This window comes from Keratinibaculum paraultunense (assembly GCF_016767175.1).
GTDB classification, from domain to species: Bacteria; Bacillota; Clostridia; order Tissierellales; family Tepidimicrobiaceae; genus Keratinibaculum; species Keratinibaculum paraultunense.
Genome location: NZ_CP068564.1, coordinates 1,036,667 through 1,061,001, shown reverse-complemented (window position 1 = coordinate 1,061,001; position 24,335 = coordinate 1,036,667). Strand labels below are relative to the sequence as shown.

Genomic DNA, 24,335 nt, shown 5'->3' with positions numbered 1-24,335 from the left:
ATTTGAAAGGTATATTTCTAAATATTGAACAAAAAATAGATATATATTAAAGTGGAGGTGATATTTTGAATAAAAAAAATATTCTTAAAATTATTGAGGAAAATTGTGAGCCTATAATTGAAGACTTAGGATACGATTTAGTGGATATAGAATTTATAAAAGAAAATGGGCAACAGTTTCTGAGATTTTATATAGGGAATGTAGAAGGCATAACTATTGGCGATTGTCAAAAAGTTAGTGAGGCAGTGGGAAATAAGCTAGATGAAATTGATATTATAAAAAATAGCTACTATTTAGAAATTTCATCTCCAGGATTAGATAGACCATTAAAGACGGATAAAGATTTGCGTAGAAATATTGGAAAAGAAATAGAAGTGAGTTTATATAAAAATATAGATGGTAAGAAAAAATATACAGGGAAATTAGCAAGTTTCACCCAGGAAAATATTATCATTATCGAAGAAAATCAAAAGGAAAGGGCAATTCAAAGAGATATTATATCAAATATTAAATTGGTAGTTAAATTTTAGAGGAGGTTTGGATTAATGAATATAGAGTTTATTGAAGCCCTTGAAGAGATAGAAGAAGAAAAGGGAATATCAAAGGAAATAATATTAGAGGCCCTAGAATCAGCACTTATTTCTAGTTATAAAAAAAATTTTGGATCATCGCAAAATGTTGAGATAGAAATTGATGAAAATTCTGGAATAGTAAAGGTATTTGCAAAAAAAAATGTAGTTGAAAAAGTTGAAAATGAATTAATGGAAATAAGTTTAGAGGATGCTAAAAACATAGATGATAAATATCAATTAGGTGATGTAGTAAACATAGAGATTACTCCAAAGAATTTTGGAAGAATTGCAGCACAAACGGCAAAACAAGTAATAATTCAAAGAATTAAAGATGCAGAAAGAGATGTAATATATGAAGAATTTGCTGATAGAGAAAATGAAATAATAACAGGTACAGTACAGAGAGTAAGTAGAAATAATGTGTATATAGATTTAGGAAAAACTGAAGGAATATTACCTCCTTCAGAACAAATTGAGGGAGAAATATATGAACAAGGCGATAGATTAAAATTATATATATTGGAAGTAAAAAAAACAACAAAGGGACCACAAATTATTCTATCAAGATCTCATCCAGGTTTAGTTAAACGATTATTTGAGTTAGAAGTTCCAGAAATACATGATGGTATTGTAGATATATATGCTATATCTAGAGAAGCTGGCTCACGAACTAAGATTGCTGTTTTTTCAAGGGATCCAAATGTTGATCCTGTTGGAGCTTGTGTTGGATTTAAAGGGAGCAGAGTAAAGGCTATTGTAGAAGAATTAAATGGTGAAAAAATAGACATAATTGTTTGGAGTAAAAATATAGAGGAATTTATAGCTAACAGTTTAAGTCCTTCAAAAGTATTGAAAGTTGAGGTAAATGAACAGGAAAAATCGGCTTTGGTTGTAGTACCAGATTATCAATTATCACTAGCCATTGGTAAGGAAGGGCAAAATGCAAGATTGGCTGCAAAACTTACTAATTGGAAAATAGACATAAAAAGTGAAAGTCAATATAAAGATAATTTTATTTCAGAGTAAATAGTGGGGTGGTAATTTGAAAAAAAGAAAAATTCCAATGAGAAAATGTGTAGCCTGTCATGAAAATAAGCCTAAAAAAGAACTGATTAGAGTAGTTAAAGATAAAGGAGGTAATATAGAAGTAGATTTGACGGGGAAGATGAATGGTAGAGGAGCATATATTTGTCTAAATGAAGAATGTCTTATGAATGCAAAACGTAATCAAAAACTTAAAAAAGCATTAGATATTGACATACCAGATGAAATATATGATAAATTAAAAGATACAATATTAAAATTTTCTAAAGAATAATATCAATCATCACCTGTAAAAATATTGGGGGTGTATAGTTTGACAAAAAAAAGAATATATGAATTAGCAAAGGAACTAAAAATTACCAGTAAGGAATTAATGGAATTAATGGAGGAAATGGGAATAAACGTTAATAGCCATATGGCTACAATTGAGAATGAAGAAGCTGAAACAATTAAAGAACTTATTTCAGGTGAAATAAAAGATAAAGGAAAAAAAGAAAAACAATCGACAAATGGAACTCATAAAAAAAAGGAAGAAGAAAAAGTTATAGAAGTAGAAGATACAATTGTGGTTAAAGATTTAGCAGATAAGATAGGTATTACTCCAGCAGAATTAATAACTAAATTGATAAACTTAGGTATAATGGCTAATCAAAATCAATCCATAGATTTCGATACTGCAAGTATTATAGGTGAAGAATTAGGTTTCAAAATTATAAGGTCTAAATCTTTGGAGATAAAAGATGAATTTAATTTAGATTATGAAGATGATCCAGAGGATTTAAAACCTAGACCACCTGTGGTTACTGTAATGGGACACGTTGATCATGGAAAAACTTCGTTACTGGATGCTATTAGAGAAACCAATGTTACTGAGCAAGAAGCTGGTGGGATAACTCAGCATATAGGTGCTTCAGTTGTTAATATTAAAGGTAAAAAAATAGTATTTTTAGATACTCCAGGTCATGAAGCTTTTACATCTATGAGAGCAAGAGGTGCTCAAGTTACGGATATAGCAGTATTAGTTGTAGCAGCTGATGATGGAGTTATGCCTCAAACAGTAGAAGCAATAAATCATGCTAAAGCTGCTAATGTTCCTATTATAGTGGCAATAAATAAAATAGATAAACCAGATGCAAGTATAGATAGAATAAGGCAAGAATTAGTAGAATATGGATTAGTTCCAGAAGAATGGGGTGGAGACACTGTAAATGTACCAGTTTCAGCATTAAAGAAAGAAGGTATTGATGATTTATTAGAAATGATATTGCTTGTGGCAGAGATGCAAGAATTAAAGGCTAATCCTAATAGAAAGGCAATGGGAACAGTAATAGAAGCTCAATTAGATAAGGGAAAGGGACCTGTAGCTACTGTATTAGTTCAAAAAGGCACATTAAAAGTTGGAGATGTAGTAGTTTGTGGTAGTACAAGTGGTAGAATAAGAGCTATGTTTGATGATAAAGGGAAAAATATAAAAAAAGCAGGTCCTTCTATTCCGGTGATGATTTTAGGATTATCTGAAGTACCTCTTTCAGGTGATATCTTATATGCAGTAGAAGATGAAAAAACTGCTAGAATATATGCAGAAAGGAAAAAAGAATTAGAAAGAGAAGAGCAATTAAAAATTACGCAAAAGGTTTCTTTGGATGATTTATTTGAAAAAATACAATCAGGTGAAATTAAGGAATTAAATATAATTATAAAAACTGATGCAAGAGGAACTATAGATGCTATTAAACAATCTCTTGAAAAGCTAGAAAATGAAGAAGTAAAAATTAATATTATTCACGGAGGTGTTGGAGGTATAACTGAAAGTGATGTAATGTTGGCTGCAGCTTCTAATGCTATTATTATAGGTTTTAATGTAAGACCAACACAAAATGCTTTAGATATAGCAAAGGAAGAAAATGTTGATGTTAGAACTTATAGAGTTATATATGAAGCTATAGAGGATATTGAAGCAGCCATTAAAGGTATGTTAGAGCCAAAATATGAAGAGAAAGTTATAGGTAGGGCTGAAGTTAGAGCTACCTTTAAAGTTCCAAATGTTGGTAATGTTGCTGGTATATACGTTCAGGATGGCAAGATTACAAGAAATAGCAAAATTAGACTTCTTAGAGATAATATTGTAATATTTGAAGGTAATATATCATCACTTAAAAGATTTAAAGATGATGTTAAAGAAGTATTAAGCGGTTATGAAGGCGGTTTAGCTCTTGAAAATTATAATGATATAAAAGAAGGAGATATATTAGAAGCTTATATATTAGAAGAAGTTGAACAGTAAGGGGTGTGATTTCCATGGATACCAGAAGAATTAATAGAATATCAGAAGAAGTTAAAAAAATAGTATCAGAATTACTCACAATGGAAGTAAAGGATCCACGCATAAGTCCAATGATTAGTGTAACAAAAGTAGAGGTAACTAAGGATTTAAGCTATGCTAATATATATGTATCTGTTTTAGGAGATCAAAAAGCTAAAGATGATACATTGGAAGGTTTAGAAAGTGCTAAAGGTTTTATTAGAAAAGAAATAGGTAATAGAATAGATTTGCGTTATACACCAGAACCTATATTTTATTTAGATGAATCAATTGAACGAGGAATATATATGTCTAAGTTAATAGATAAAGTAAAAAAAGAGGATGAAGAAAAAAGGAGAAATTCTAATGAATAATAATTTAAAATCTTCTATAAATCAAGCTATTGATGTAATAAAAAACTCTAATAAATTATGTATTTGTTCTCATGTAGAACCTGATGGAGACAATATAGGTTCTACTTTGGCTTTAGGAATGGCACTAATGAAAATGAATAAAGATGTTAGATTACTAAGAGTAGATGACATTCCACAAAAATATTTATTTTTGCCAAATATAGAATTTATAAAAGAGCATGATATAGATGAAGGTATTGATACTTTTATTGCTTTAGATTGTAGTGATATGGATAGATTAGGTATAGGAAAGAAAGTTGCTTTAAAAGCTAATAATGTTATAAATATAGATCATCATATTTCAAACACTAACTTTGGTCATATAAACATAGTATCTCCTAAATCTGCTGCTACAGGAGAGTTAATTTATAAATTAATTAATAAGATTGGTGTTAATATAGATAAAGATATTGCTACTTGTTTATATACAGCAATTAGTACAGACACAGGAAGTTTTATGTATAGTAATACTACTTATGCTACACATTTGATTGCTGCTGAACTATTACAAATTGGAATAGACATGGAAGATATAAATATTAATTTATATCAAAGCAAAAGTATTGAAAAAACAAAATTATTTATAGATTGTTTAAACAGTTTGGAATTGTTTATGGATAACATGATAGGTGTAATATCGGTTACTCAGCACATGCTTAAAAAGAATGATGCAAAGTTGGAAGATACAGAGGGGTTAGTATCCTTTGTAAGAGATATAAATTCCGTAGAAGTTGCTGTCTTATTGAAAGAAATGGAATACAATGAAATAAAAGCTAGTTTAAGAAGTAAGAAAAAAATTGATGTTTCAAAGATATGCACTAAATTTAATGGTGGGGGTCATAAAAAAGCTGCTGGTTGCACTATTTATGCTACTATAGCAGAAGCAAAGAAACTTATTCTTAATGAAATAAAAAATGAAATAAATATAGCTTTAAGGTGATTTAAATATGAATGGTATAATTAACATTTTTAAACCAAAAGGATTAACTTCTCATGATATAGTCAATATAATGAGAAGAACTATAGGAATTAATAAAATCGGACATACAGGTATTTTAGATCCAAATGCATCTGGAGTTCTTCTTTTATGTATTGGAAAAGCTACTAGAATTAGTGAATATCTACTTAATATGGATAAAGAATATGTTGGAGAATTAAGTTTAGGATTGGCTACTGATACCTTAGATATAGACGGTAAAGTTATAAACTATTCTTTAAAGGAAGTTAGTGAGAAAGAAATATATAATGCATTTGATAAATTTAAAGGTAAAATATTACAAGAGCCCCCTATGTATTCCGCATTGAAGCATCAAGGGAAAAAATTATATGAATTAGCAAGAAAGGGTAAAGTTGTTAAAAGAGCATATAGGGAAGCTTTTATTTATGATATGAAAATATTGAAGAACATTGATAATAAAAAAATTATTTTCTATACAAAATGCTCAAAGGGAACATATATAAGGACATTATGTGATGATATAGGGAAAGTTTTAGGCACCTATGGTTATATGTCTTATCTTATGAGAATAGGTGTAGGCAATTTTAAAGTTGAAGATAGTTATAGTATTGACTATATAAAAAGTTTAAGTAAAAAAGATATTAAGGATATTATTTTACCAATGGATAAAGCTTTGAGTCATTTAGATAAGTTGATTATGGAGGATAGATACTTTGAAAAATTAAGAAATGGTGCTCGTGTTTCTATATCTAAAACTATGTTTAATAATTATAATAAAGATTCTTTATTAAGAATATATTCTAAGGATACTTTTATTGGAATAGGTAAAGTTATTGAAGAAAATAATACTTTCTATTTAAAAATGAACAAAGTTTTAATATAAAGGTGATGTTATGGAAATTATAGATTTAGATTTAAATTTAAGTAATAAGAGTGAGTATAAAACAGCAATAGCCTTAGGTAATTTTGATGGTGTTCATATAGGTCATAAATATTTAATAGAAGATAATATACAAAAAGCAATTGAGATGTGTTTAAAACCTGGAGTTTTGCTATTTAAAAATCATACAAAGAATGTATTAAAGGAAAATTCAAAATCTGTGCCTATTCTTACTTCTAATGAACAAAAACTAAAAATACTTAAAAATTTAGGAGTAGAAGTAGTATTTACTCTTAATTTTAATGAAAATATTATGAAACTTTCAGGAGAAGAGTTTGTAGATAAAATAATAATAGATCTATTAAATGCAAAATTAGTTACAGTTGGTTTTGATTATAGATTTGGATATAAAGCTGTGGGTGATTGTAGATATTTAAAGGAGCTAGGAATCAAGAAAGGATTTAAAACTAATATTATTAGGCCGATAACAATTGATAATGAAATAGTAAGTAGTACAAGAATACGTCAATTATTGATGGAGGGGAATATAAAAAAAGCAAACAAATTTTTAGGAAGATATTATACAATATTAGGGCAAGTTATTAAAGGTAGCAATAGAGGAACAAAGTTAGGATTTCCTACTGCTAATATTAATCCTATTGATAATTATATCATACCTAAAAATGGAGTTTATAAAACTATTACTGTATTAAAAGATCAACAATATTTAAGCTTAACTAATATAGGTTTTAATCCAACTTTTAATGAAAAAAATTTTAAAGTTGAAAATCACATATTAAATTTTAATAACAATATATATGGGAAAATAATTGAAATAATGTTTATGGATTTCATAAGAGAAGATATTAAATTTGATACAACTGAAAAATTAATAGAACAAATAAAAAAAGATATATGCTATGTAAAAAAAGAAATCACTGATGAATATATTTACAAATTGATAAATATATGATAACATATTTTTGATAGAAGTACCTTTAGCTATGTTTATCGTTTCCTCGGCGATTTACTTAGCTAATGGTGAATTTTAAGAAAGAGGAGGTAAAAAGATGACATTAACTAAAGAACAAAAAGCTCAAATTATCAAAGAATATGGATTGCATGAAAATGACACTGGTTCTCCAGAAGTTCAAATTGCAATTTTAACTTACAGGATTAATTCACTGACTGAACATTTAAAAAATCATAAGAAAGATCATCATTCAAGAAGAGGTTTATTTAAAATGATAGGACAGAGAAGAGGACTTTTAAATTATTTACAGAAGAAAGATATTGAAAGATATCGTGAATTAATTGAAAAACTTGGTATTAGAGGTTAATAAGAGCGGGGACTTCCCGCTCTATTGATTTATTTAGTGTTTTTAATGTTATCAATAGGTTATAATAATATTAATAATTTTATTAAGGAGTGAGAAAATGGAAAAACGGTTTAAATATGACTTAGCAGGAAGATCTCTAATTGTAACTATTGGGAAGGTTGCTGAACAAGCTAATGGAGCATGCTTATTACAATATGGAGATACTGTAGTATTAGTTACTGCAACTGCGTCTAAAGAACCCAGGGAAGATATAGATTTTTTTCCACTAAGTGTAGATTTTGAAGAAAAATTATATGCAGTAGGTAAAATACCTGGAGGATTTATAAAAAGAGAAGGCAAACCTAGTGATAAAGCTATACTTACATCTAGATTGATAGATAGACCAATTCGCCCTTTATTTCCTGATGGATATAGAAACGATGTACAAGTTATAGCAACAGTCTTATCTGTAGATCAAGATTGTACTCCAGACATTGTTGCTATGATTGGTTCTTCTATAGCATTGACAATATCTGATATACCTTTTAATGGTCCTACTGCTTCAGTTTCGGTAGGTTTGGTTAATGAAGAGTTAGTAATAAATCCAACAGCAGAAGAAAGGGATAATTCAGATATGAATCTGATAGTTTCTGGTACTGAAAATGCTATAATGATGGTAGAAGCAGGAGCAAATGAATTACCAGAATCTATCATTCTTGATGGAATTTTATATGCACATGAAGAGATTAAAAAATTATGTAAATTTATAGAATCTATACAATTAGAAGTGGGTAAAGAAAAACAAGAATATCAAGTATTTAAGCCAGATGATGAGATAGAAAAAAAAGTTAGAGAATATGCTACTGAAAAACTTATAGAAGCTATAAAAACAGTGGAAAAGCAGGAAAGAGAAAACAATATAGAAAGTGTAAAAGAAGAAACTATCAATAAATTTATAGAAGAATATCCAGAAAATGATGAAGATATATCTGAAGTACTTGATGAAATAGTAAAAGAAGAAGTTAGAAGATTAATATTAGAAGAAGGTATAAGACCAGATAATAGAAAAATTGATGAAATCCGACCAATAAGTTGTGAAGTAGGTATACTTCCAAGAGTTCACGGTTCTGGTTTATTTACAAGAGGGCAAACTCAAGTATTAACTGTTGCTACATTAGGCGCTTCTAGTGATGTACAAATAATAGACGGAATTAGTGAAGAAGAGTTTAAGAGATATATGCATCATTATAATTTTCCGCCTTATTGTGTTGGTGATACTAGACCGTTAAGAGGACCAAATAGAAGAGAAGTAGGGCATGGAGCATTAGCTGAGAGAGCTTTAGAACCGGTAATTCCGGAAGAAAATGAATTTCCATATACAATAAGGTTAGTATCAGAGGTATTAAGCTCAAATGGCTCTAGTTCTCAAGCTAGTGTCTGTGGAAGTACATTGGCTCTTTTAGATGCTGGAGTGCCAATTAAAGCACCTGTTGCAGGAATAGCTATGGGACTAATAAAATCTGAAGAGAAAGTAGTAATATTAACTGACATACAAGGTTTGGAAGACCATCTAGGAGATATGGATTTTAAAGTTGCAGGTACAAGAGAGGGGATTACTGCTGTACAAATGGATATAAAAATACCTGGTATAAATAGAGCTATATTGAAAGAAGCATTATTAAGAGCTAGAAAAGCTAGATTATTTATATTAGATAAAATGAATGAAGTAATATCCAAGCCTAGAGAAGAATTATCACCTTATGCTCCAAGGATATTTACAATGCAAGTTGATCCTGACAAAATAAGAGATATTATAGGTCCTGGTGGTAAAATGATCAATAAGATAATTGATGAAACAGGTGTCAAAATTGACATAGAAGATGATGGAAAAGTATTTATTGTATCTGATAATGCAGAAAATGGGAAAAAAGCTGTTGAATTAATAAACAAAATAACTAAAGATGTAGAAGTAGGAGAAACATACCTAGGTCAAGTAGTAAGAATAGTTCCTTTTGGAGCCTTCGTAGAATTTCCAAATGGTAAAGAAGGATTAGTACACATCTCAAATATTTCACATGAAAGGATAGATAAAGTAGAAGATGTATTAAAAGTAGGAGATGAGATTTTAGTAAAAGTAATAGATATAGATGGTCAAGGTAGAATTAATTTATCTAGAAAAGCAACTTTACCAAAAGAAAATAAAAAATAAAAAACATGAACCAAAACAAGGTTCATGTTTTTTATTTTTCCTAAAAGTAAAATATTTTTGCTTTCTTTGAATATAGATAATATATAGGTATATTTGGAGGGATAATATGAAAATATTTGTTTTTAATAAGAAAATATTTAATATATGTATAATAATAATTTTGATTATAACATTGACTTTAATTTATATTAATTTTTATAATAAAGCAGAAGAAACGTTTAAGATGGATATTTACTATAAAGGCAACATAGATGATAAGATAGTAGCACTTACTTGTAATGTGGATTGGGGAAATGAATACATACCAGCTATACTGGAAATATTTAAAAACGAGAACATTAATATAACTTTTTTTGTTACAGGGGTATGGGCTGAAAAAAATCCTGAATTGCTTAAAAAAATTTATGAAAATGGGCATGAGATTGGGAATCATGGTTATAAACACATAGATTATGATAAATTAAGTTATGAAGCAAACAAGGAAGAAATTATCAAAGCTCATAATACTATAACTCAAATTGTTAAAGAAGAGCCTAAATATTTTGCACCTCCATCTGGAGCTTATAATGATAATACAATAAGGGCTGCAAAAGATTTAAATTATGATATAATTATGTGGAGCATTGATACAATTGATTGGCGTGAAGATAGTAACAAACAAAAGATAATTGATAGAATAAATGATAAATTGCATAATTCAGCAATTATATTAATGCATCCTACAGAAGAAACAGTAAAAGCATTACCAGATATAATAAAATTACTATACAGTAATGGTTATAAAATTGGCAGGATAAAAGATATAATCAAATAAATAAAAATTAGTTGAGTTTGATTGATAATAATAATTTTATGTAAAAATATGGACAAGCAATAATTTTTTATTTCTAATTGAGGTGATAAAATATGAAAATAAATATAGTAAATAAAAGTCCTTTTCCAACTCCTAATTACAAAACTACTGGTTCATCTGGTATGGATCTATACGCTAACATAGCTGAACCTATAGTTTTAAAACCATTAGATAGAGTCTTAATCCCTACTGGTATTTATATGTCCATACCAGATGGATATGAAGCTCAAATTAGAGCTAGAAGTGGCTTAGCATTAAAGCATGGAATTTGTTTAGCAAATGGAATAGGAACTATTGATAGTGATTATAGAGGGGAAATAGGAGTTATATTAGTAAATTTAGGTAAAGAAGAATATATAATAAATAAAGGAGATAGAATTGCGCAAATAGTATTTTTAAAATATGAAAGAGTAGAATTTAAAGAAGTGGATTCTTTAGATGATACTGAAAGAGGGGAAGGCGGTTTTGGGCATACTGGATATAGATAAAAAATATATCATATTAGATTTTATCATAAATGATAATAACATAAAACAAAAAACAACATCATAATATTTAATAATATTTAATATAAAACAAAGGAGTTGATCCAATGCTATTAGATGAATTAGGAGGCAAAGAATTAGTTAATTTAAACAATGGCGAAAGATTAGGTATCATTGCAGACTGTGATATATTAATAGATGAAAAAACTGGTAAAATATTATTTTTATTGGTTCCTAAAAGAAAATTGCAATTTAAATTATTTTCTGAAGATGATTACATTGAAATACCTTGGCAAACTATTAAAAAAATAGGAAATGATATGATAATCGTTGAATTAGATAGTGACTGATAATCTCACAATATAACAGTTAAAAACATATTATAAACTATAGATAAAATACTAGAGGTGATAAATAATGAATATAGTTGTTCAAAAATTTGGGGGCACATCCGTATCTTCCGTAGAAAGTAGAAATAAAGCTACTAATAAAATTATTAAAAAATATGAAGAAGGGAATAAAATAGTAGTTGTTGTTTCGGCAATGGGTCGAAAAGGAGATCCTTATGCAACTGATACTTTGTTAGGATTAATTAACCCAAAAATTATTTCCAATCGCGAAATAGATCTTTTAATATCTTGTGGTGAAATTATTTCAGCTGTAATTTTAGCAAATCACATATGCGAAAGAGGATATGAAGCAGTAGTATTAACAGGTTTTCAAGCAGGAATAATAACTAATAGTAATTTTGGTAATGCAGATATTATAGATGTAAATCCAGATAGGATTCTAAATTATTTGGAAGAAAACAAAATAGTAGTAGTAGCAGGTTTTCAAGGTAGCAATAAGTTTGGAGAAATTACTACATTAGGTAGAGGCGGAAGTGATATAACAGCTGTTGCCTTAGGTAAAGCACTTAATTGTAACTATGTAGAAATATTTACCGATGTAGATGGAATAATGACAGCAGATCCTAACATAGTTCCAAATGCAAAGGTAATAAAAAAAATGTGTTATTCCGAAGTATATCAATTAGCAGAAGATGGTGCAAAAGTTATTCATCCAAGAGCCGTAGAAATGGCTCAACAATCAAATATACCTTTGATTATAAAAAACACTTATTCAGATAGCGAAGGTACTTCTATAGAAGAAGTAAATGTAAATTTTATAAATAATAGAAAAGAACTGTTTAATGAAAAAATAATTACCGCTATAACTTATAAAAAAGGAAGAGTTCAATTTATTATATCATTAAGCGATGATGAATCTAATGTAAATAAGCTAATGGATGAAATTACTTCTAATGGTATAAGCTTAGATTTGATCAATTTTCTCGTAGATAAAAAAATATTTACTATTGATGAAAATAATAAAGATAAACTCATTTCCATATTAAATAAGGGTAATTTTGAATACAAAATTGTAGAAAATTGTTGTAAAATCAGCGTTATTGGATATAAAATGAGAGGCATACCCGGAGTAATGGCAAGAATTGTAAAAGCCTTATCAAAAGAAAATATAAAAATATTGCAAACTTCAGATTCACATAATACTATTTGGTGTTTAATAAAAGAAGAGGATACAAATAAAGCACTAAAAGCTCTCCATAATGAATTTAAATTATACGAATAGTATAAAATAAATCTGGTTCAATACTTTGAACTAGATTTATTTTATGTAATTAAGCATATTATTAATAAAAGAGTTAAAACTACAATATAGCATTGGTAGATATCAACGTTTAATTTAAATGGAGGGATAATATGGATAAGAATAAAGATAGTGATAACAAAGAAGAAAAAGAAGAAATTGTGAATAATATAAGACAAATGGGAGCTCCAAATATATCTAATTTTCAAAGCTCTATTCAGTTCTTGACTATCATAGGAGAAATAGAAGGGCATAATATATCTTCTTCTGATAAAAAAACAACTAAATACGAACATATAATTCCAATATTAATAGCAGCAGTACAAGATCCTAATATAAAGGGTATTTTTATAATATTAAATACAGTAGGAGGAGATGTAGAAGCTGGTTTGGCTCTCGCTGAAATGATAAATAGTATAGATAAACCCAAAGTATCCCTAGTATTAGGAGGTGGACATAGTATAGGCGTTCCATTAGCTACAGCTTCTGATTATTCTTTTATTGTACCGACAGCAGCTATGACAATTCATCCTATTCGAACTACTGGTTTAGTTATAGGCGTACCTCAAACTTTTAGATATTTTGAAAAGATGCAACAAAGAATAATAGATTTTATACTACGAACTTCTAATATAAATAAAAAAGATTTAATCCGACTGATGTATTCTACTGATGAACTAGCAAATGATATTGGTACAATTCTTATTGGCAAAGAAGCTGTTGATTATGGGATTATAGATGAAGTTGGTGGATTTGATTGTGCATTAAATAAATTAAATATATTAATAGATAATAAATATAAATAGTATAAGAATTTAAATTATGCTATAATAACAACAGTATATCTAAACTTTTAAATAAGGGGGAATCATTTTGACATTATTTCAAGCTATAATTTTAGGCATTTTTCAAGGAATTTCTGAATTTTTACCTATAAGTAGTTCAGGACATCTAGTTGTACTGCAACATTTTTTTAATATTAAGGAAGGAAATCTTTTTTTTACTGAAATGCTTCATTTTGGGACTCTGATTTCAATAGTAATAGTATATTTTAATGATATAATGAATATAATAGTTGAGTTCTTTAAAATGTTAAGGGATGGAATAAAAAATAAGAAATTTAAAATTACTAATGACTATCAAAAATTAGCATTACTAATCATAATAGGAAGTATCCCTACAGCAATCATTGGATTGTTATTTGAAGATTTTTTTGAAAAGCTATATTCATCATCTTTATTACCAATTGGAATAGCTTTTTTGGTAACAGGATTTTTACTTTGGATAGCGAATAAAAAACCTAATGAAGCTAAAAAAGTTAAAGAAATGACAATACTTGATTCATTAATAGTTGGAACTTTTCAAGGAATAGCTATAATACCTGGAATATCAAGATCTGGATCAACTATTGTAGCAGGATTATTTAGAGGATTTGATAGATCGTTAGCTACAGAATTTTCATTTTTATTGGCACTTCCTGCAACATTCGGTGCTGGGTTACTTGGAATAATGGATGTAATAAAAACAGGAAGCAAAACAACTATTGATATGCCACTAATAATAGGAATTTTATTATCTACTATTGTAGGAATATTAGCTATTAAATTCTTAATTAAAGTTCTTAAAAGAAATAAATTACATTATTTTTCATATTATTTATGGATAATTGGTTGTATAACTATATTTTCTCATTTTATAAGATAATACTGTCATATTTTATATTTAGTTTTAATTTCAAAGGGTGATATTTTTGAGTAAAAAAAAATTAGATAGAAATGAAAAATACAATCGAGAAATATTGGGCATTGCACTTATTTCATTTGGTATACTTTCAGCTATAAGTTTATTTAGCTATAAAACAGGAATTGTAGGAATACTTTTAAGAAATGTATATTTTACTCTCATGGGTTTTGGAGGATACATATTTCCTGTTATAATTTTAGCATTAGGTTTGTTGTTTATAATAAATAAAGTTAATATTGAAGATGATAAAAAATCTATTTATATTTTTACATTATTTATTTGTTTTTTAACGCTTTTAAATATAAAAAATCAAAAATTTACAACTTTTGCTAAAAGCATTAATCAATCTTTGAAATTAAGTAAAGAAGGTTTAGGCGGAGGATTAATTGGAGGATTTTTGGGATATATTTTCTTCAAGTTATTTGGTACCATAGGTAGCTATATAATTATAAGCTTTATAATCATTGTTTCAATTTTACAATTTACAGAAATTAGAATTAACGATTATATAAAAAAAATACGTATCAATAAAACATGGGAGAAAAAACAAAATAATAAAATAAATATAAAAACTGACTATAAAGAAGAAAAATTTACTAATGCTGCTAATAAAGAGAAAAAAGAAATAATAATTTATGACTATACTAAAAATACCCCTTCTAATAATAATTTTAAAATTAATAAAGAAGGAACTGATAATATTACATCAAATAATAAATATAACTTTACCAATTTTAAATTACCTCCTTTAGATTTGTTAGAAAATCCTGTTAAACAAGATGAAAGTAATAAAAAAGAAATATTGAAAAATGCAAAAAAAATTGAAGAAACCATGAATAATTTTGATATTGATGCAAAAATTGTCCAAATTAATAAAGGACCAACTATAACCTGTTTTGAGCTTCAACCAGCACCAGGAGTTAAAGTTAGCAAAATTATTAATTTAGCAGACGATTTAGCATTAAGTTTAGCAACATCTGATATTAGAATAGAAGCACCTATACCTGGGAAATCAGCAGTAGGAATAGAAGTCCCAAATAAAATTAAAGATAATGTAAATTTAAAAGAAATATTAAAATCTGAAGAATATACAAACCTAGATAGTGATTTGCCTTTAACATTAGGTAAAGATATTGCAGGTAAACCCATAGTATCTACTATAGATAAAATGCCTCATTTGTTGATTGCTGGTGCTACTGGTTCTGGAAAGTCTGTATGCATAAATACAATAATATTAAGTATATTATTCAAAGCACATCCTGACGAAGTTAAGTTATTGCTAATAGATCCGAAAGTAGTAGAATTAAGTATATATAATGGGATACCCCATTTATTAATACCAGTTGTTACTGAACCTAAGAAAGCTGCTTTTGCATTAAATTGGGCTGTAGAAGAAATGGAGAGACGATATAAAATATTTGCTCAAAATAATGTTCGAGACATAAATTCATATAACAGTAAAACAAAAAACAAACAAAAAGAAAAATTATTTAAAATTGTTATTATAATTGACGAATTAGCAGATTTAATGATGGTAGCTGCACAAGAGGTAGAGGATTATATATGTCGATTAGCACAAATGGCAAGAGCAGCTGGTATTTATTTAATAGTAGCTACTCAAAGACCTTCGGTAGATGTTATAACGGGTACTATAAAAGCTAATATACCTTCTAGAATTTCTTTTGCCGTATCTTCGCAAATAGATTCAAGAACTATATTGGATATGGCTGGCGCAGAAAAACTATTAGGAAAAGGAGATATGCTATTTTTCCCTTCAGACTCTTCTAAACCAATACGTATACAAGGTGCATACATTAGTGATAAAGAAGTTGAAAAAGTAGTTAAATTTCTAAAAAAGCAAAATATAACAGAGTACGATAGTAATATTTTAAAAAACATTCAAAAAGAAGTGGAAATTAATAAATTCATAGATGATTCAGATGCTTTGTTGCCAGAAGCCATTAAATTAGTTGTAGATGAGGGACAGGCATCAATTTCCTTATTACAAAGAAAATTAAAAATTGGATATGCTAGAGCAGCAAGAATTATAGATGAAATGGAAGCAAGGGGAATTATTGGTGGACATGAAGGTAGTAAACCAAGAAAAGTTCTAGCAACTAAAGATGATATAAAAACTTTATTAGGGAGCGATAAAGAATGGGAGTAAAAAACATATCTATAGTGACTTTAGGTTGTTCAAAAAATGAAATTGACTCAGAATTAATGATGGGATTATTAAGAAAAAACAATTATATTATTACCAATTCATTAGAAAAAGCAGATATAATAATAATAAATACTTGTTGTTTTATTCAAGATGCAAAAGAAGAATCGATTGAAACTATATGGGAAATGACAAAATATAAAAATACAGGTAATTGTAAATATTTAATACTAGCAGGTTGTTTAGCTGAAAGATATTCTAAAGAATTGTTAAAAGAAATTAATGAAGTTGATGCAATAATAGGCACAGGAAATATTAAAGATATTGTAGATGTAATAGATTCTCTTGAAAAAGGAGAAAAAAGAGTAGAAAAAACAAAAAATATAAACGAAAATTACTTAGAAGAAATTAAAAGAACAAATTTTAAGTCTACAGAATACGTAAAAATATCAGAAGGATGTAATAACTATTGTTCCTATTGTATTATTCCTAGATTACGTGGGAAATATAGAAGTAGAAAAATAGAAGATATAATTAAAGAAGTAAGTTATATGGCAGAAAATGGTGTTAAAGAAGTAATACTAATTGCTCAAAACACTGCTGATTACGGTATTGATTTATATGGAGATTATAAATTAGCTGAATTATTAAAAGAACTCAATGCAATTAAAAATTTACAGTGGATTAGACTTCTATATTTATATCCAGATAATTTTACAGATGATTTAATTTATGCAATAAAAACTAATGAAAAGGTAGTTAAATATGTAGATATTCCACTACAACATATTAGCAATCCTATACTAAATAAAATGAATAGAAAAACATCTAAAGAGGATATCATAAATTTAATAAGTAAATTAAGAAAAGAAATTCCAAATATAATAATAAGAACAACTTTTATAGTAGGATTTCCTGGAGAAGAGGAGATACATTTTCAAGAACTCTACAACTTTGTGAAAAATATAAAATTTGACAAACTAGGGGTGTTTACTTATTCGAGAGAAGAAGGAACTCCAGCATATAATTTTGACTCACAGGTAGAAGAAATAGTTAAGCAAAACAGAAGAAATAAATTAATGGAATTACAACAAAAGATATCATATGAATTGAATCAACAAAAAATTGGAAAGGTATATTTAACATTAGTAGAAGAAATATGTGAAGAGGGTATATATATAGGTAGAACATATATGGATAGCCCTGAAATAGATGGTTTTGTTTATATATATTCTAATAAAGAGTTAGATTTAGGAGAATATGTTTATGTTAAAATTATAGACTGTTTAGAATATGATTTGATTGGAGAGATGGTAGATGAATTTAGCAAATAAAATAACTATATTTCGAGTTTTACTGATTCCATTATTTATGGTAGTATTATTTTCAAATTTAAACAATAGTAACTATATAGCAGCACTAATATTTGCAATTGCAGCTGCCACAGATGGTCTAGATGGATATATAGCTAGAAGTAGAAATCAAATAACTACTTTTGGGAAATTTATAGATCCATTAGCAGATAAGTTACTGGTTTCTACAGCTCTTATATCAATGGTTCAATTAGGCCAAATTCCTGCTTGGATTGTGGTAATAATAATTGCTAGAGAGTTTACTATTACTGGATTTAGAACAATTGCTGCTTCAGAGGGAATAACTATAGCAGCTTCTTCTTTAGGTAAAATAAAAACTGCTACTCAATTAATAGCTATAATATTATTACTAGTAGATAATTATCCTTTTAAATTAATAGGCATTCCTTTAGATAAGATCATATTATACATTGCACTGTTTTTTACAGTTATATCTGGTATAGATTATATATATAAAAATAAACATGTTTTAGAAGCCGGAGAAAAATAAATAGGAGTGATTATGATGATTGGAGAAATAATTTCTGTGGGAACTGAAATAATTTTAGGCAATACTTTAAATACTAATACACATTATATTAGTAAAAAATTATCATCTATGGGTATAAATGTTCAATATCATACTGCAGTAATAGATAATCCAAATCTATTAGAAGATGTTATAAATATTAGTATGAAAAGAGCAGATTTAATTGTATTTACTGGTGGTTTAGGACCTACATATGATGATATGACCAAGGAAATTGTAGCTAAAGCTTTAGGTATTGAACTCGTATTAAACAATTCTGTAAAAGAAGAGATTGAAAATTATTTTAAAAAGATGAGTAAACCTATGACATCTAATAATATAAAACAAGCGTATATACCAAAAGGAAGTCACTTATTAAAAAACGAAATTGGAACAGCTCCTGGTTTATATATTGAACATCAGGGTAAAATTTTAATATTACTTCCTGGTCCTCCTGAAGAAATGAAATTAATGTTTAATAAATATGTTATACCTTTAATAAAACAGGATAATATTATAAAAATAAAAACTATAAATACTATAGGTATAGGTGAATCAGCATTAGAAAGTATGTTAAAAGATATAATAAACGATTCAAATAATCCCAATATTGCAACATATGCAAAAGATGGTAAAGTAGATATAAAAGTTATAGCAAAGGGAAAGAGCGAAGAAAAAGTAAATAAACTACTACAAAATACTATTCAAAAAATAGATTCTAAAATATCAAAATATATATATAGTTATGAGGATAAATCTATAGAAGAAGTAATTTATAATAAATTATTAGAAAAAAATATGAAAATAGCATTTTGTGAATCTATAACTGGAGGACTCATAGTAAGTCGTTTTACTAAAGTACCTGGCGTATCCCAAGTATTAGATAGAGGAATAGTTACCTATAGCAATAGGTCCAAAATAGAAGAGTTAGGGGTTAAAGAAGAAACATTAAATAAATATGGTGCTGTTAGCGAACAAGTAGCTTTAGAGATGGCTCTAGGGCTTTTAAACAAGACTGGTGTAGATATTACTTTATCAACTACGGGTATAGCTGGACCTTCTGGAGGAAATTGTAAAAAACCTGTAGGTTTGGTATATATTGGAATAGCTACTAGTGATGATACTTTTGCTATTAAATCTATATTTAATGGGAACAGGACTGCTATTCAAAATAGAACTGCTATAAGAGCCTTTGATGAATTAAGAAAAATTATTTAAATATATCCTTTTAATTTTTGTTTGACTAATTTTAGAAGTTGATATATAATTAATATAGAACTAGCGTTCGTTAATAAGAAAGGTGGTGATCCCAGCTAACTGGGAGAAAAATGACTGATAAAAATGAAAAAAAGAAAGCTTTAGATATTGCTATAAACCAAATTGAAAAACAATTTGGTAAGGGCTCTATCATGATATTAGGGGACACTGACATTCAAAATATCGATGTAATACCAACAGGTTCTTTAGATTTAGATATTGCTCTTGGTATTGGTGGACTACCTAGAGGAAGAATAGTTGAAATATTCGGTCCAGAATCATCAGGAAAAACTACTGTAGCATTACATGCAATTGCTGAAGCTCAAAAATTGGACGGTATTGCTGCTTTTATAGATGCAGAACATGCTTTAGATCCTATTTATGCAAGAAAATTAGGGGTCGATATAGATAACTTAATAGTATCCCAACCTGATACAGGTGAACAAGCATTGGAAATTGCTGAAGCTTTAGTAAGGAGCGGTGCTGTTGATATAGTGGTAGTAGATTCAGTAGCTGCTCTTGTACCTAAGGCAGAAATTGAAGGGGAAATGGGTGACAGCCATGTAGGACTGCAGGCTAGATTAATGTCTCAAGCATTAAGAAAATTAGCAGGAGCAATTAATAAATCTAATACTACTTTAATTTTCATTAACCAATTAAGAGAAAAGGTTGGTGTAATGTTTGGTAATCCAGAAACTACAACAGGAGGAAGAGCTTTAAAGTTTTATGCAAGTATACGGCTCGATGTTAGAAGAATTGATTCAATAAAACAAGGAGATAACATACTTGGTAATAGAACTAGAGTTAGGGTAGTAAAAAACAAGCTAGCTCCACCCTTTAAACAAGCTGAATTTGATATAATGTATGGTACCGGTATATCAAAAGAAGGAAATATATTAGATGCTGGAGTTGATGCAGAGATAATCAATAAATCTGGATCTTGGTATAGTTATGGTGAACATAGACTTGGACAAGGAAGAGAAAATGCCAAAGATTTTTTAAAAGAAAACCCAGAAATTGCACAGGAAATAGAAAACAAAATAAGAGAACAATTTGGATTAACATCTCAAAATCCAAATTTAGATAATAACGATAATAATAATGAAAAAAAGATTGAGTCAAAAGAAAAAGAAGAAAAAGGAAAATAAAATAAACCTCCTTTAAAGGAGGTTTATTTGCAAGGAGTGGCAATCATTGAGATTACTTTTTATTACAGATACACATATTAGAGGAACTACACCTAAAAACAGAAAAGATGATTTATATAAAACACTTGAAAAAAAGATTTTAGAAGTAAATGAAATTGTTAAAAAATATGATGTAGATTTTCTTCTACATGGAGGGGATTTATTTGATAGACCTGATGTCTCTGTTTCTGTGGTGGGACATTTTGCATCTATGTTGAACAATATAAAAGTGCCAATATATACTATTTGTGGAAATCATGATATCTATGGTCATAATCCTCAAACTATAGATAGAACTATGCTTGGTTTATTAGATACATTAAATGTAGTAAGAATAATAAAAGATGAGGAAAAAATATTTTTAAATAAAAATGGTGTAAAAGTTCAATTGACTGGAAAATCTTATACATATAATATAGATAATGAAAAAAATAAATCTAATTATATAGTAAAAGATGTATCTGATGATGTTGATTATTCTATTCACATGGTTCATGGTATGCTTTTAAATAAACCTTTTATCAAAGGTATACCTTATACTTTAATTGAAGATATAATTGATACACAAGCTGATATTACTTTATCTGGACATTATCACTCAGGTTTTGGCATTATAAAAATTGATAATAAATATTTTATAAATCCTGGCAGTCTTATAAGAATAACTAATAGTTTAACAGAAATAGAACGAATGCCTAAAGTCGTATTAATAAATTTGAATAATCATCATATTGATGTAGAATTGATTCAATTAAAATCTGCAGCTCATGGCTTAGATGTTTTAGATAGAAAAGAAATAGAAGATCATATATTCAAATCAGAAAAACTTTTTGATTTCAAACAATCTATAGATACTGCAGTAAATTTTGAAAAACTAGAAATAAACGAAATATTAATGGAAGTATCTAATGCAGAAGGAGTACCAGAAGAAGTAAAAAAAGAAGCATTAAGAAGAATATCTAACTCCCAAATGAAAAGTTTAGGAGATGAATTTTGATATGAAATATATAAAGAAACTTATATTAGAAAACTTTCAATCGCATAAATACACGGAAATAGAGTTTGATTCTAGTTTGAATGTTATAGTTGGTCCATCAGATCAAGGTAAAACTGCTATAATCAGAGCTTTAAAATGGGTTTTATACAATGAACCTTCTGGGGATTTTTTTATAAGAGAAGGTGAAAGTGAATGTAGTGTAACAGTTACTTTCAGTGATAATACCAAAATCAAAAGATATAGAAGCAAAAGTAAAAACTTATATATTTTATATGATAAAGAGGGAAATGAAAAAATATTTGAAGGTTTTGGAACTTTAGTTCCTAAGGAAATCATAGCTGCAACTTCCATAAGAAAGGTTCCTCTAGATAGTAATCAAACTAACTCTATTAATATAAGTGAACAATTAGAAGGACCTTTTCTTATTTCAGAAAAGAGTTCTGTAAGAGCTAATGCTATTGGTAGATTAGTTGGAGTGCATATAGTAGATGATGCTTTAAAAGATACTTTAAAAGATATAAGGAATTTAAATATAAAGAAAAAATCTTATGAGGAAACTTTAGACGTTCTTTACAATAACTTGGAAGAATATGAATATTTAGATAATTTAATAGATAGAATTGAGGAATTAGATAAAGTTAAACATTTTATATATAAGAGTGAACAAAAATTAACAAAATTGGACTTTTTGCGAAATGAGCTAAATAAATTAAACAAAGAAATAAAACTAATGGAAGATTATTTAAGAAAACTTAATAATATTGATAAAATTATAACAATAGAACGAAGACTATCTCAGGATATTAAAAAACATATATATTTAAGTGATAAATATTATGAACTTAATAATATTAGGGAACAAATTAAGCATAATAGTAATTTAGTTAAAGTTTTAAAAAATACTTTCACAGTTGAAAATTTATTAGAAAAAATTAATTTATATAATGATAAAATAGAACAACTCAATAATCTTAACAAAAGTTATAATTATATAAAAAATGATATTTTAAAAAACAAAAAATTGTTAATTAAATTGGAAGAAATACACAAAATTCAATATGATCTTAGTTTTATTGAAAAAAAGATATTAAGATTAGATAAACTAGTAAAACTAAACAATAAATTAAACAATATAAATAAAAATATTTCAATTGGTATTATTTATACGGATGAATTTAAAAATCTTGAACAAGTTATTTATACAAATAATTTACTTGAAAATAAAATAAATAGAATAATAAAATTAAAAGATTATAATAAAATATATAAAACTATTAATGATACAAAACTTGATATTAAAAAACAAATAAAAAATATTTCTCTAATGTTAGATGAATACTTAAAACAATATAAATATATATTATCAAAGATTGAGGTATGCCCACTATGTTTTAGTCCCATTGACAAACTAAAAATTGATGAAATAATTAATAAATATAAGTAAGGAGGATACAAATATGGATTATGAAAAAGAACTTAATAAATTAAAAGATAATCTTGAAAGGGCTAAAAACTTAAAATATAAAGCAGAAGCTAGATTAGAGCAATTAAATAATCAGCAAGCGGAAATTATAAAAGAACTAAATAGTTTAGGAGTAGATCCTGAAAAATTAGATGAAGAAATTGAAAAATTAACAATAGAAATAAATGAACTTTTCCAAAAAGCTAATGCTCTGTTGCCAAAGGATATATTAGAAGAGAAGTGATGATATGCCTATAAATAATTATAAAGAATTGGAATCTTATATTTCTAATATGAAATCTTATATTTCAAAAGAACAAGGTAAAAAAGAAAAAATACTAGAACAAATACAAGAACATGAAAATTTAATTCAAAAAATTGAATCTAAAATTCAATTAATGGAAAAAGTTAGTGTGCTTTTACAAAATACTTCTGAATTTGCTAGAAATCAAGCCAAAATTCAAGTTGAATCATTAGTTACTAATTGTTTACAATACATTTTTGAAAACAATGTAGAATTTAAAATAGAAATAAATGAACTTTATGGTAAACCAAATGCTGAGTTTTATGTATTGACTAAAACTAAAGAGGGTACTATAAAAACTAAACCAGAATTATCAAGGGGTGGTGGAGTAGTAGATATTATTTCTTTAGCATTACGTATTGCTTTTCTAGAAATATATAAACCCAAAATTGAAGGACCTCTTATACTAGATGAACCTGCTAAACATGTAAGTGAAGAGTATATTTTTAACGTAGCTGATTTTTTAAAAAAGACATCAGAATTATTTAATAGACAAATTATTATGGTGACCCATAATAATCATCTTTCTTCAATTGGTACTAAAGCCTATAGAGTATACTTGAAGGAATCAAGAAGTTATTTAGAAGAAATCACATTTTAATTAATTTATAATGTTGTAAAGTAATAGTTCAGTTGTCTTGACATATTTATTAAA

General features: G+C 27.4%; 25 protein-coding genes. All 25 read left to right on the top strand.

Annotated features, from left to right (window positions below; all coding sequences use genetic code 11):
- Positions 1 to 65: 65 nt before the first annotated feature.
- The 25 genes from JL105_RS05225 (at position 66) to JL105_RS05105 (ending at position 24,281) form a co-directional block, all read left to right on the top strand.
- Positions 66 to 530 carry a ribosome maturation factor RimP gene (locus JL105_RS05225; protein ID WP_132027302.1) on the top strand — a complete coding sequence of 155 codons (465 nt, stop codon included), beginning with the start codon at positions 66 to 68 and terminating at the stop codon, positions 528 to 530.
- Between the two features lie 15 nt (positions 531 to 545).
- Positions 546 to 1,598 (top strand): transcription termination factor NusA, encoded by a 1,053-nt coding sequence (gene nusA, locus JL105_RS05220; protein ID WP_132027304.1) that lies wholly within the window; start codon positions 546 to 548, stop codon positions 1,596 to 1,598.
- A gap of 16 nt (positions 1,599 to 1,614) precedes the next feature.
- Positions 1,615 to 1,890 carry an RNase P modulator RnpM gene (gene rnpM / locus JL105_RS05215; protein ID WP_132027306.1) on the top strand — a complete coding sequence of 92 codons (276 nt, stop codon included), beginning with the start codon at positions 1,615 to 1,617 and terminating at the stop codon, positions 1,888 to 1,890.
- Positions 1,891 to 1,989: 99 nt separating this feature from the next.
- Positions 1,990 to 3,900 carry a translation initiation factor IF-2 gene (infB, locus tag JL105_RS05210; protein WP_420485354.1) on the top strand — a complete coding sequence of 637 codons (1,911 nt, stop codon included), beginning with the start codon at positions 1,990 to 1,992 and terminating at the stop codon, positions 3,898 to 3,900.
- A gap of 14 nt (positions 3,901 to 3,914) precedes the next feature.
- Positions 3,915 to 4,292, top strand: a complete 378-nt coding sequence (gene rbfA / locus JL105_RS05205) for a 30S ribosome-binding factor RbfA (RefSeq protein WP_132027310.1) — start codon at positions 3,915 to 3,917, stop codon at positions 4,290 to 4,292.
- Entirely contained in the window at positions 4,285 to 5,271 is a 987-nt protein-coding gene (locus JL105_RS05200) for a DHH family phosphoesterase (RefSeq protein ID WP_132027312.1), read from the top strand. Before rbfA ends, JL105_RS05200 begins: the two co-directional genes overlap by 8 nt.
- A 7-nt stretch (positions 5,272 to 5,278) precedes the next feature.
- Positions 5,279 to 6,172, top strand: coding sequence for a tRNA pseudouridine(55) synthase TruB (gene truB / locus JL105_RS05195; RefSeq protein ID WP_132027314.1), 894 nt, complete (start codon positions 5,279 to 5,281; stop codon positions 6,170 to 6,172).
- A 10-nt stretch (positions 6,173 to 6,182) separates the two neighbouring features.
- Positions 6,183 to 7,142, top strand: coding sequence for a bifunctional riboflavin kinase/FAD synthetase (locus JL105_RS05190; protein WP_132027316.1), 960 nt, complete (start codon positions 6,183 to 6,185; stop codon positions 7,140 to 7,142).
- A gap of 97 nt (positions 7,143 to 7,239) precedes the next feature.
- On the top strand, positions 7,240 to 7,509 hold the full coding sequence (gene rpsO / locus JL105_RS05185; protein ID WP_132027318.1) for a 30S ribosomal protein S15: 270 nt from the start codon (positions 7,240 to 7,242) through the stop codon (positions 7,507 to 7,509).
- Positions 7,510 to 7,606: 97 nt separating this feature from the next.
- Complete coding sequence (locus tag JL105_RS05180) at positions 7,607 to 9,697, top strand: polyribonucleotide nucleotidyltransferase (protein ID WP_132027320.1); 2,091 nt, start codon at positions 7,607 to 7,609, stop codon at positions 9,695 to 9,697.
- A 106-nt stretch (positions 9,698 to 9,803) separates the two neighbouring features.
- Positions 9,804 to 10,511, top strand: a complete 708-nt coding sequence (locus tag JL105_RS05175) for a polysaccharide deacetylase family protein (RefSeq protein ID WP_132027322.1) — start codon at positions 9,804 to 9,806, stop codon at positions 10,509 to 10,511.
- A 92-nt stretch (positions 10,512 to 10,603) separates the two neighbouring features.
- Positions 10,604 to 11,038, top strand: a complete 435-nt coding sequence (gene dut / locus JL105_RS05170) for a dUTP diphosphatase (protein ID WP_132027324.1) — start codon at positions 10,604 to 10,606, stop codon at positions 11,036 to 11,038.
- Between the two features lie 104 nt (positions 11,039 to 11,142).
- The gene (locus tag JL105_RS05165) at positions 11,143 to 11,385 is read left to right on the top strand and encodes a YlmC/YmxH family sporulation protein (protein ID WP_132027326.1); all 243 of its coding nucleotides are present in this window, start codon (positions 11,143 to 11,145) and stop codon (positions 11,383 to 11,385) included.
- Between the two features lie 67 nt (positions 11,386 to 11,452).
- Positions 11,453 to 12,667, top strand: a complete 1,215-nt coding sequence (dapG, locus tag JL105_RS05160; RefSeq protein ID WP_132027328.1) for an aspartate kinase — start codon at positions 11,453 to 11,455, stop codon at positions 12,665 to 12,667.
- A gap of 131 nt (positions 12,668 to 12,798) precedes the next feature.
- The gene (locus tag JL105_RS05155) at positions 12,799 to 13,491 is read left to right on the top strand and encodes a ClpP family protease (RefSeq protein ID WP_132027330.1); all 693 of its coding nucleotides are present in this window, start codon (positions 12,799 to 12,801) and stop codon (positions 13,489 to 13,491) included.
- A gap of 67 nt (positions 13,492 to 13,558) precedes the next feature.
- The gene (uppP, locus tag JL105_RS05150; protein WP_132027332.1) at positions 13,559 to 14,389 is read left to right on the top strand and encodes an undecaprenyl-diphosphatase UppP; all 831 of its coding nucleotides are present in this window, start codon (positions 13,559 to 13,561) and stop codon (positions 14,387 to 14,389) included.
- 46 nt (positions 14,390 to 14,435) lie between these two features.
- Positions 14,436 to 16,595: a DNA translocase FtsK gene (locus tag JL105_RS05145; RefSeq protein WP_132027334.1), complete on the top strand. Its 2,160-nt coding sequence runs from the start codon at positions 14,436 to 14,438 to the stop codon at positions 16,593 to 16,595.
- On the top strand, positions 16,586 to 17,926 hold the full coding sequence (gene rimO, locus JL105_RS05140; protein ID WP_132027336.1) for a 30S ribosomal protein S12 methylthiotransferase RimO: 1,341 nt from the start codon (positions 16,586 to 16,588) through the stop codon (positions 17,924 to 17,926). The genes JL105_RS05145 and rimO overlap by 10 nt, the downstream gene beginning before the upstream one ends.
- Positions 17,910 to 18,455, top strand: coding sequence for a CDP-diacylglycerol--glycerol-3-phosphate 3-phosphatidyltransferase (pgsA, locus tag JL105_RS05135; RefSeq protein WP_132027338.1), 546 nt, complete (start codon positions 17,910 to 17,912; stop codon positions 18,453 to 18,455). Before rimO ends, pgsA begins: the two co-directional genes overlap by 17 nt.
- A gap of 15 nt (positions 18,456 to 18,470) precedes the next feature.
- The gene (locus tag JL105_RS05130; RefSeq protein WP_132027340.1) at positions 18,471 to 19,691 is read left to right on the top strand and encodes a competence/damage-inducible protein A; all 1,221 of its coding nucleotides are present in this window, start codon (positions 18,471 to 18,473) and stop codon (positions 19,689 to 19,691) included.
- Positions 19,692 to 19,801: 110 nt separating this feature from the next.
- Positions 19,802 to 20,878, top strand: a complete 1,077-nt coding sequence (gene recA, locus JL105_RS05125; protein ID WP_132027342.1) for a recombinase RecA — start codon at positions 19,802 to 19,804, stop codon at positions 20,876 to 20,878.
- A gap of 46 nt (positions 20,879 to 20,924) precedes the next feature.
- Entirely contained in the window at positions 20,925 to 21,914 is a 990-nt protein-coding gene (locus JL105_RS05120) for a metallophosphoesterase family protein (protein ID WP_132027344.1), read from the top strand.
- 1 nt (position 21,915) lies between these two features.
- Positions 21,916 to 23,358 carry an AAA family ATPase gene (locus tag JL105_RS05115; RefSeq protein ID WP_158280002.1) on the top strand — a complete coding sequence of 481 codons (1,443 nt, stop codon included), beginning with the start codon at positions 21,916 to 21,918 and terminating at the stop codon, positions 23,356 to 23,358.
- Positions 23,359 to 23,371: 13 nt separating this feature from the next.
- Positions 23,372 to 23,620, top strand: a complete 249-nt coding sequence (locus JL105_RS05110; protein ID WP_132027348.1) for a hypothetical protein — start codon at positions 23,372 to 23,374, stop codon at positions 23,618 to 23,620.
- A 4-nt stretch (positions 23,621 to 23,624) separates the two neighbouring features.
- Positions 23,625 to 24,281 (top strand): AAA family ATPase, encoded by a 657-nt coding sequence (locus tag JL105_RS05105; protein WP_132027350.1) that lies wholly within the window; start codon positions 23,625 to 23,627, stop codon positions 24,279 to 24,281.
- The last annotated feature ends 54 nt before the right edge of the window (positions 24,282 to 24,335 follow it).

Bases quoted from the DNA above. Each gene is read 5' to 3' on its own strand.
- nusA (WP_132027304.1), top strand. From the start codon at position 546: ATGAATATAGAGTTTATTGAAGCCCTTGAAGAGATAGAAGAAGAAAAG.
- infB (WP_420485354.1), top strand. From the start codon at position 1,990: ATGGAATTAATGGAGGAAATGGGAATAAACGTTAATAGCCATATGGCT.
- rbfA (WP_132027310.1), top strand. From the start codon at position 3,915: ATGGATACCAGAAGAATTAATAGAATATCAGAAGAAGTTAAAAAAATA.
- JL105_RS05200 (WP_132027312.1), top strand. From the start codon at position 4,285: ATGAATAATAATTTAAAATCTTCTATAAATCAAGCTATTGATGTAATA.
- truB (WP_132027314.1), top strand. From the start codon at position 5,279: ATGAATGGTATAATTAACATTTTTAAACCAAAAGGATTAACTTCTCAT.
- JL105_RS05190 (WP_132027316.1), top strand. From the start codon at position 6,183: ATGGAAATTATAGATTTAGATTTAAATTTAAGTAATAAGAGTGAGTAT.
- rpsO (WP_132027318.1), top strand. From the start codon at position 7,240: ATGACATTAACTAAAGAACAAAAAGCTCAAATTATCAAAGAATATGGA.
- JL105_RS05180 (WP_132027320.1), top strand. From the start codon at position 7,607: ATGGAAAAACGGTTTAAATATGACTTAGCAGGAAGATCTCTAATTGTA.
- JL105_RS05175 (WP_132027322.1), top strand. From the start codon at position 9,804: ATGAAAATATTTGTTTTTAATAAGAAAATATTTAATATATGTATAATA.
- dut (WP_132027324.1), top strand. From the start codon at position 10,604: ATGAAAATAAATATAGTAAATAAAAGTCCTTTTCCAACTCCTAATTAC.
- JL105_RS05165 (WP_132027326.1), top strand. From the start codon at position 11,143: ATGCTATTAGATGAATTAGGAGGCAAAGAATTAGTTAATTTAAACAAT.
- dapG (WP_132027328.1), top strand. From the start codon at position 11,453: ATGAATATAGTTGTTCAAAAATTTGGGGGCACATCCGTATCTTCCGTA.
- JL105_RS05155 (WP_132027330.1), top strand. From the start codon at position 12,799: ATGGATAAGAATAAAGATAGTGATAACAAAGAAGAAAAAGAAGAAATT.
- rimO (WP_132027336.1), top strand. From the start codon at position 16,586: ATGGGAGTAAAAAACATATCTATAGTGACTTTAGGTTGTTCAAAAAAT.
- pgsA (WP_132027338.1), top strand. From the start codon at position 17,910: ATGAATTTAGCAAATAAAATAACTATATTTCGAGTTTTACTGATTCCA.
- JL105_RS05130 (WP_132027340.1), top strand. From the start codon at position 18,471: ATGATTGGAGAAATAATTTCTGTGGGAACTGAAATAATTTTAGGCAAT.
- recA (WP_132027342.1), top strand. From the start codon at position 19,802: ATGACTGATAAAAATGAAAAAAAGAAAGCTTTAGATATTGCTATAAAC.
- JL105_RS05115 (WP_158280002.1), top strand. From the start codon at position 21,916: ATGAAATATATAAAGAAACTTATATTAGAAAACTTTCAATCGCATAAA.
- JL105_RS05110 (WP_132027348.1), top strand. From the start codon at position 23,372: ATGGATTATGAAAAAGAACTTAATAAATTAAAAGATAATCTTGAAAGG.
- JL105_RS05105 (WP_132027350.1), top strand. From the start codon at position 23,625: ATGCCTATAAATAATTATAAAGAATTGGAATCTTATATTTCTAATATG.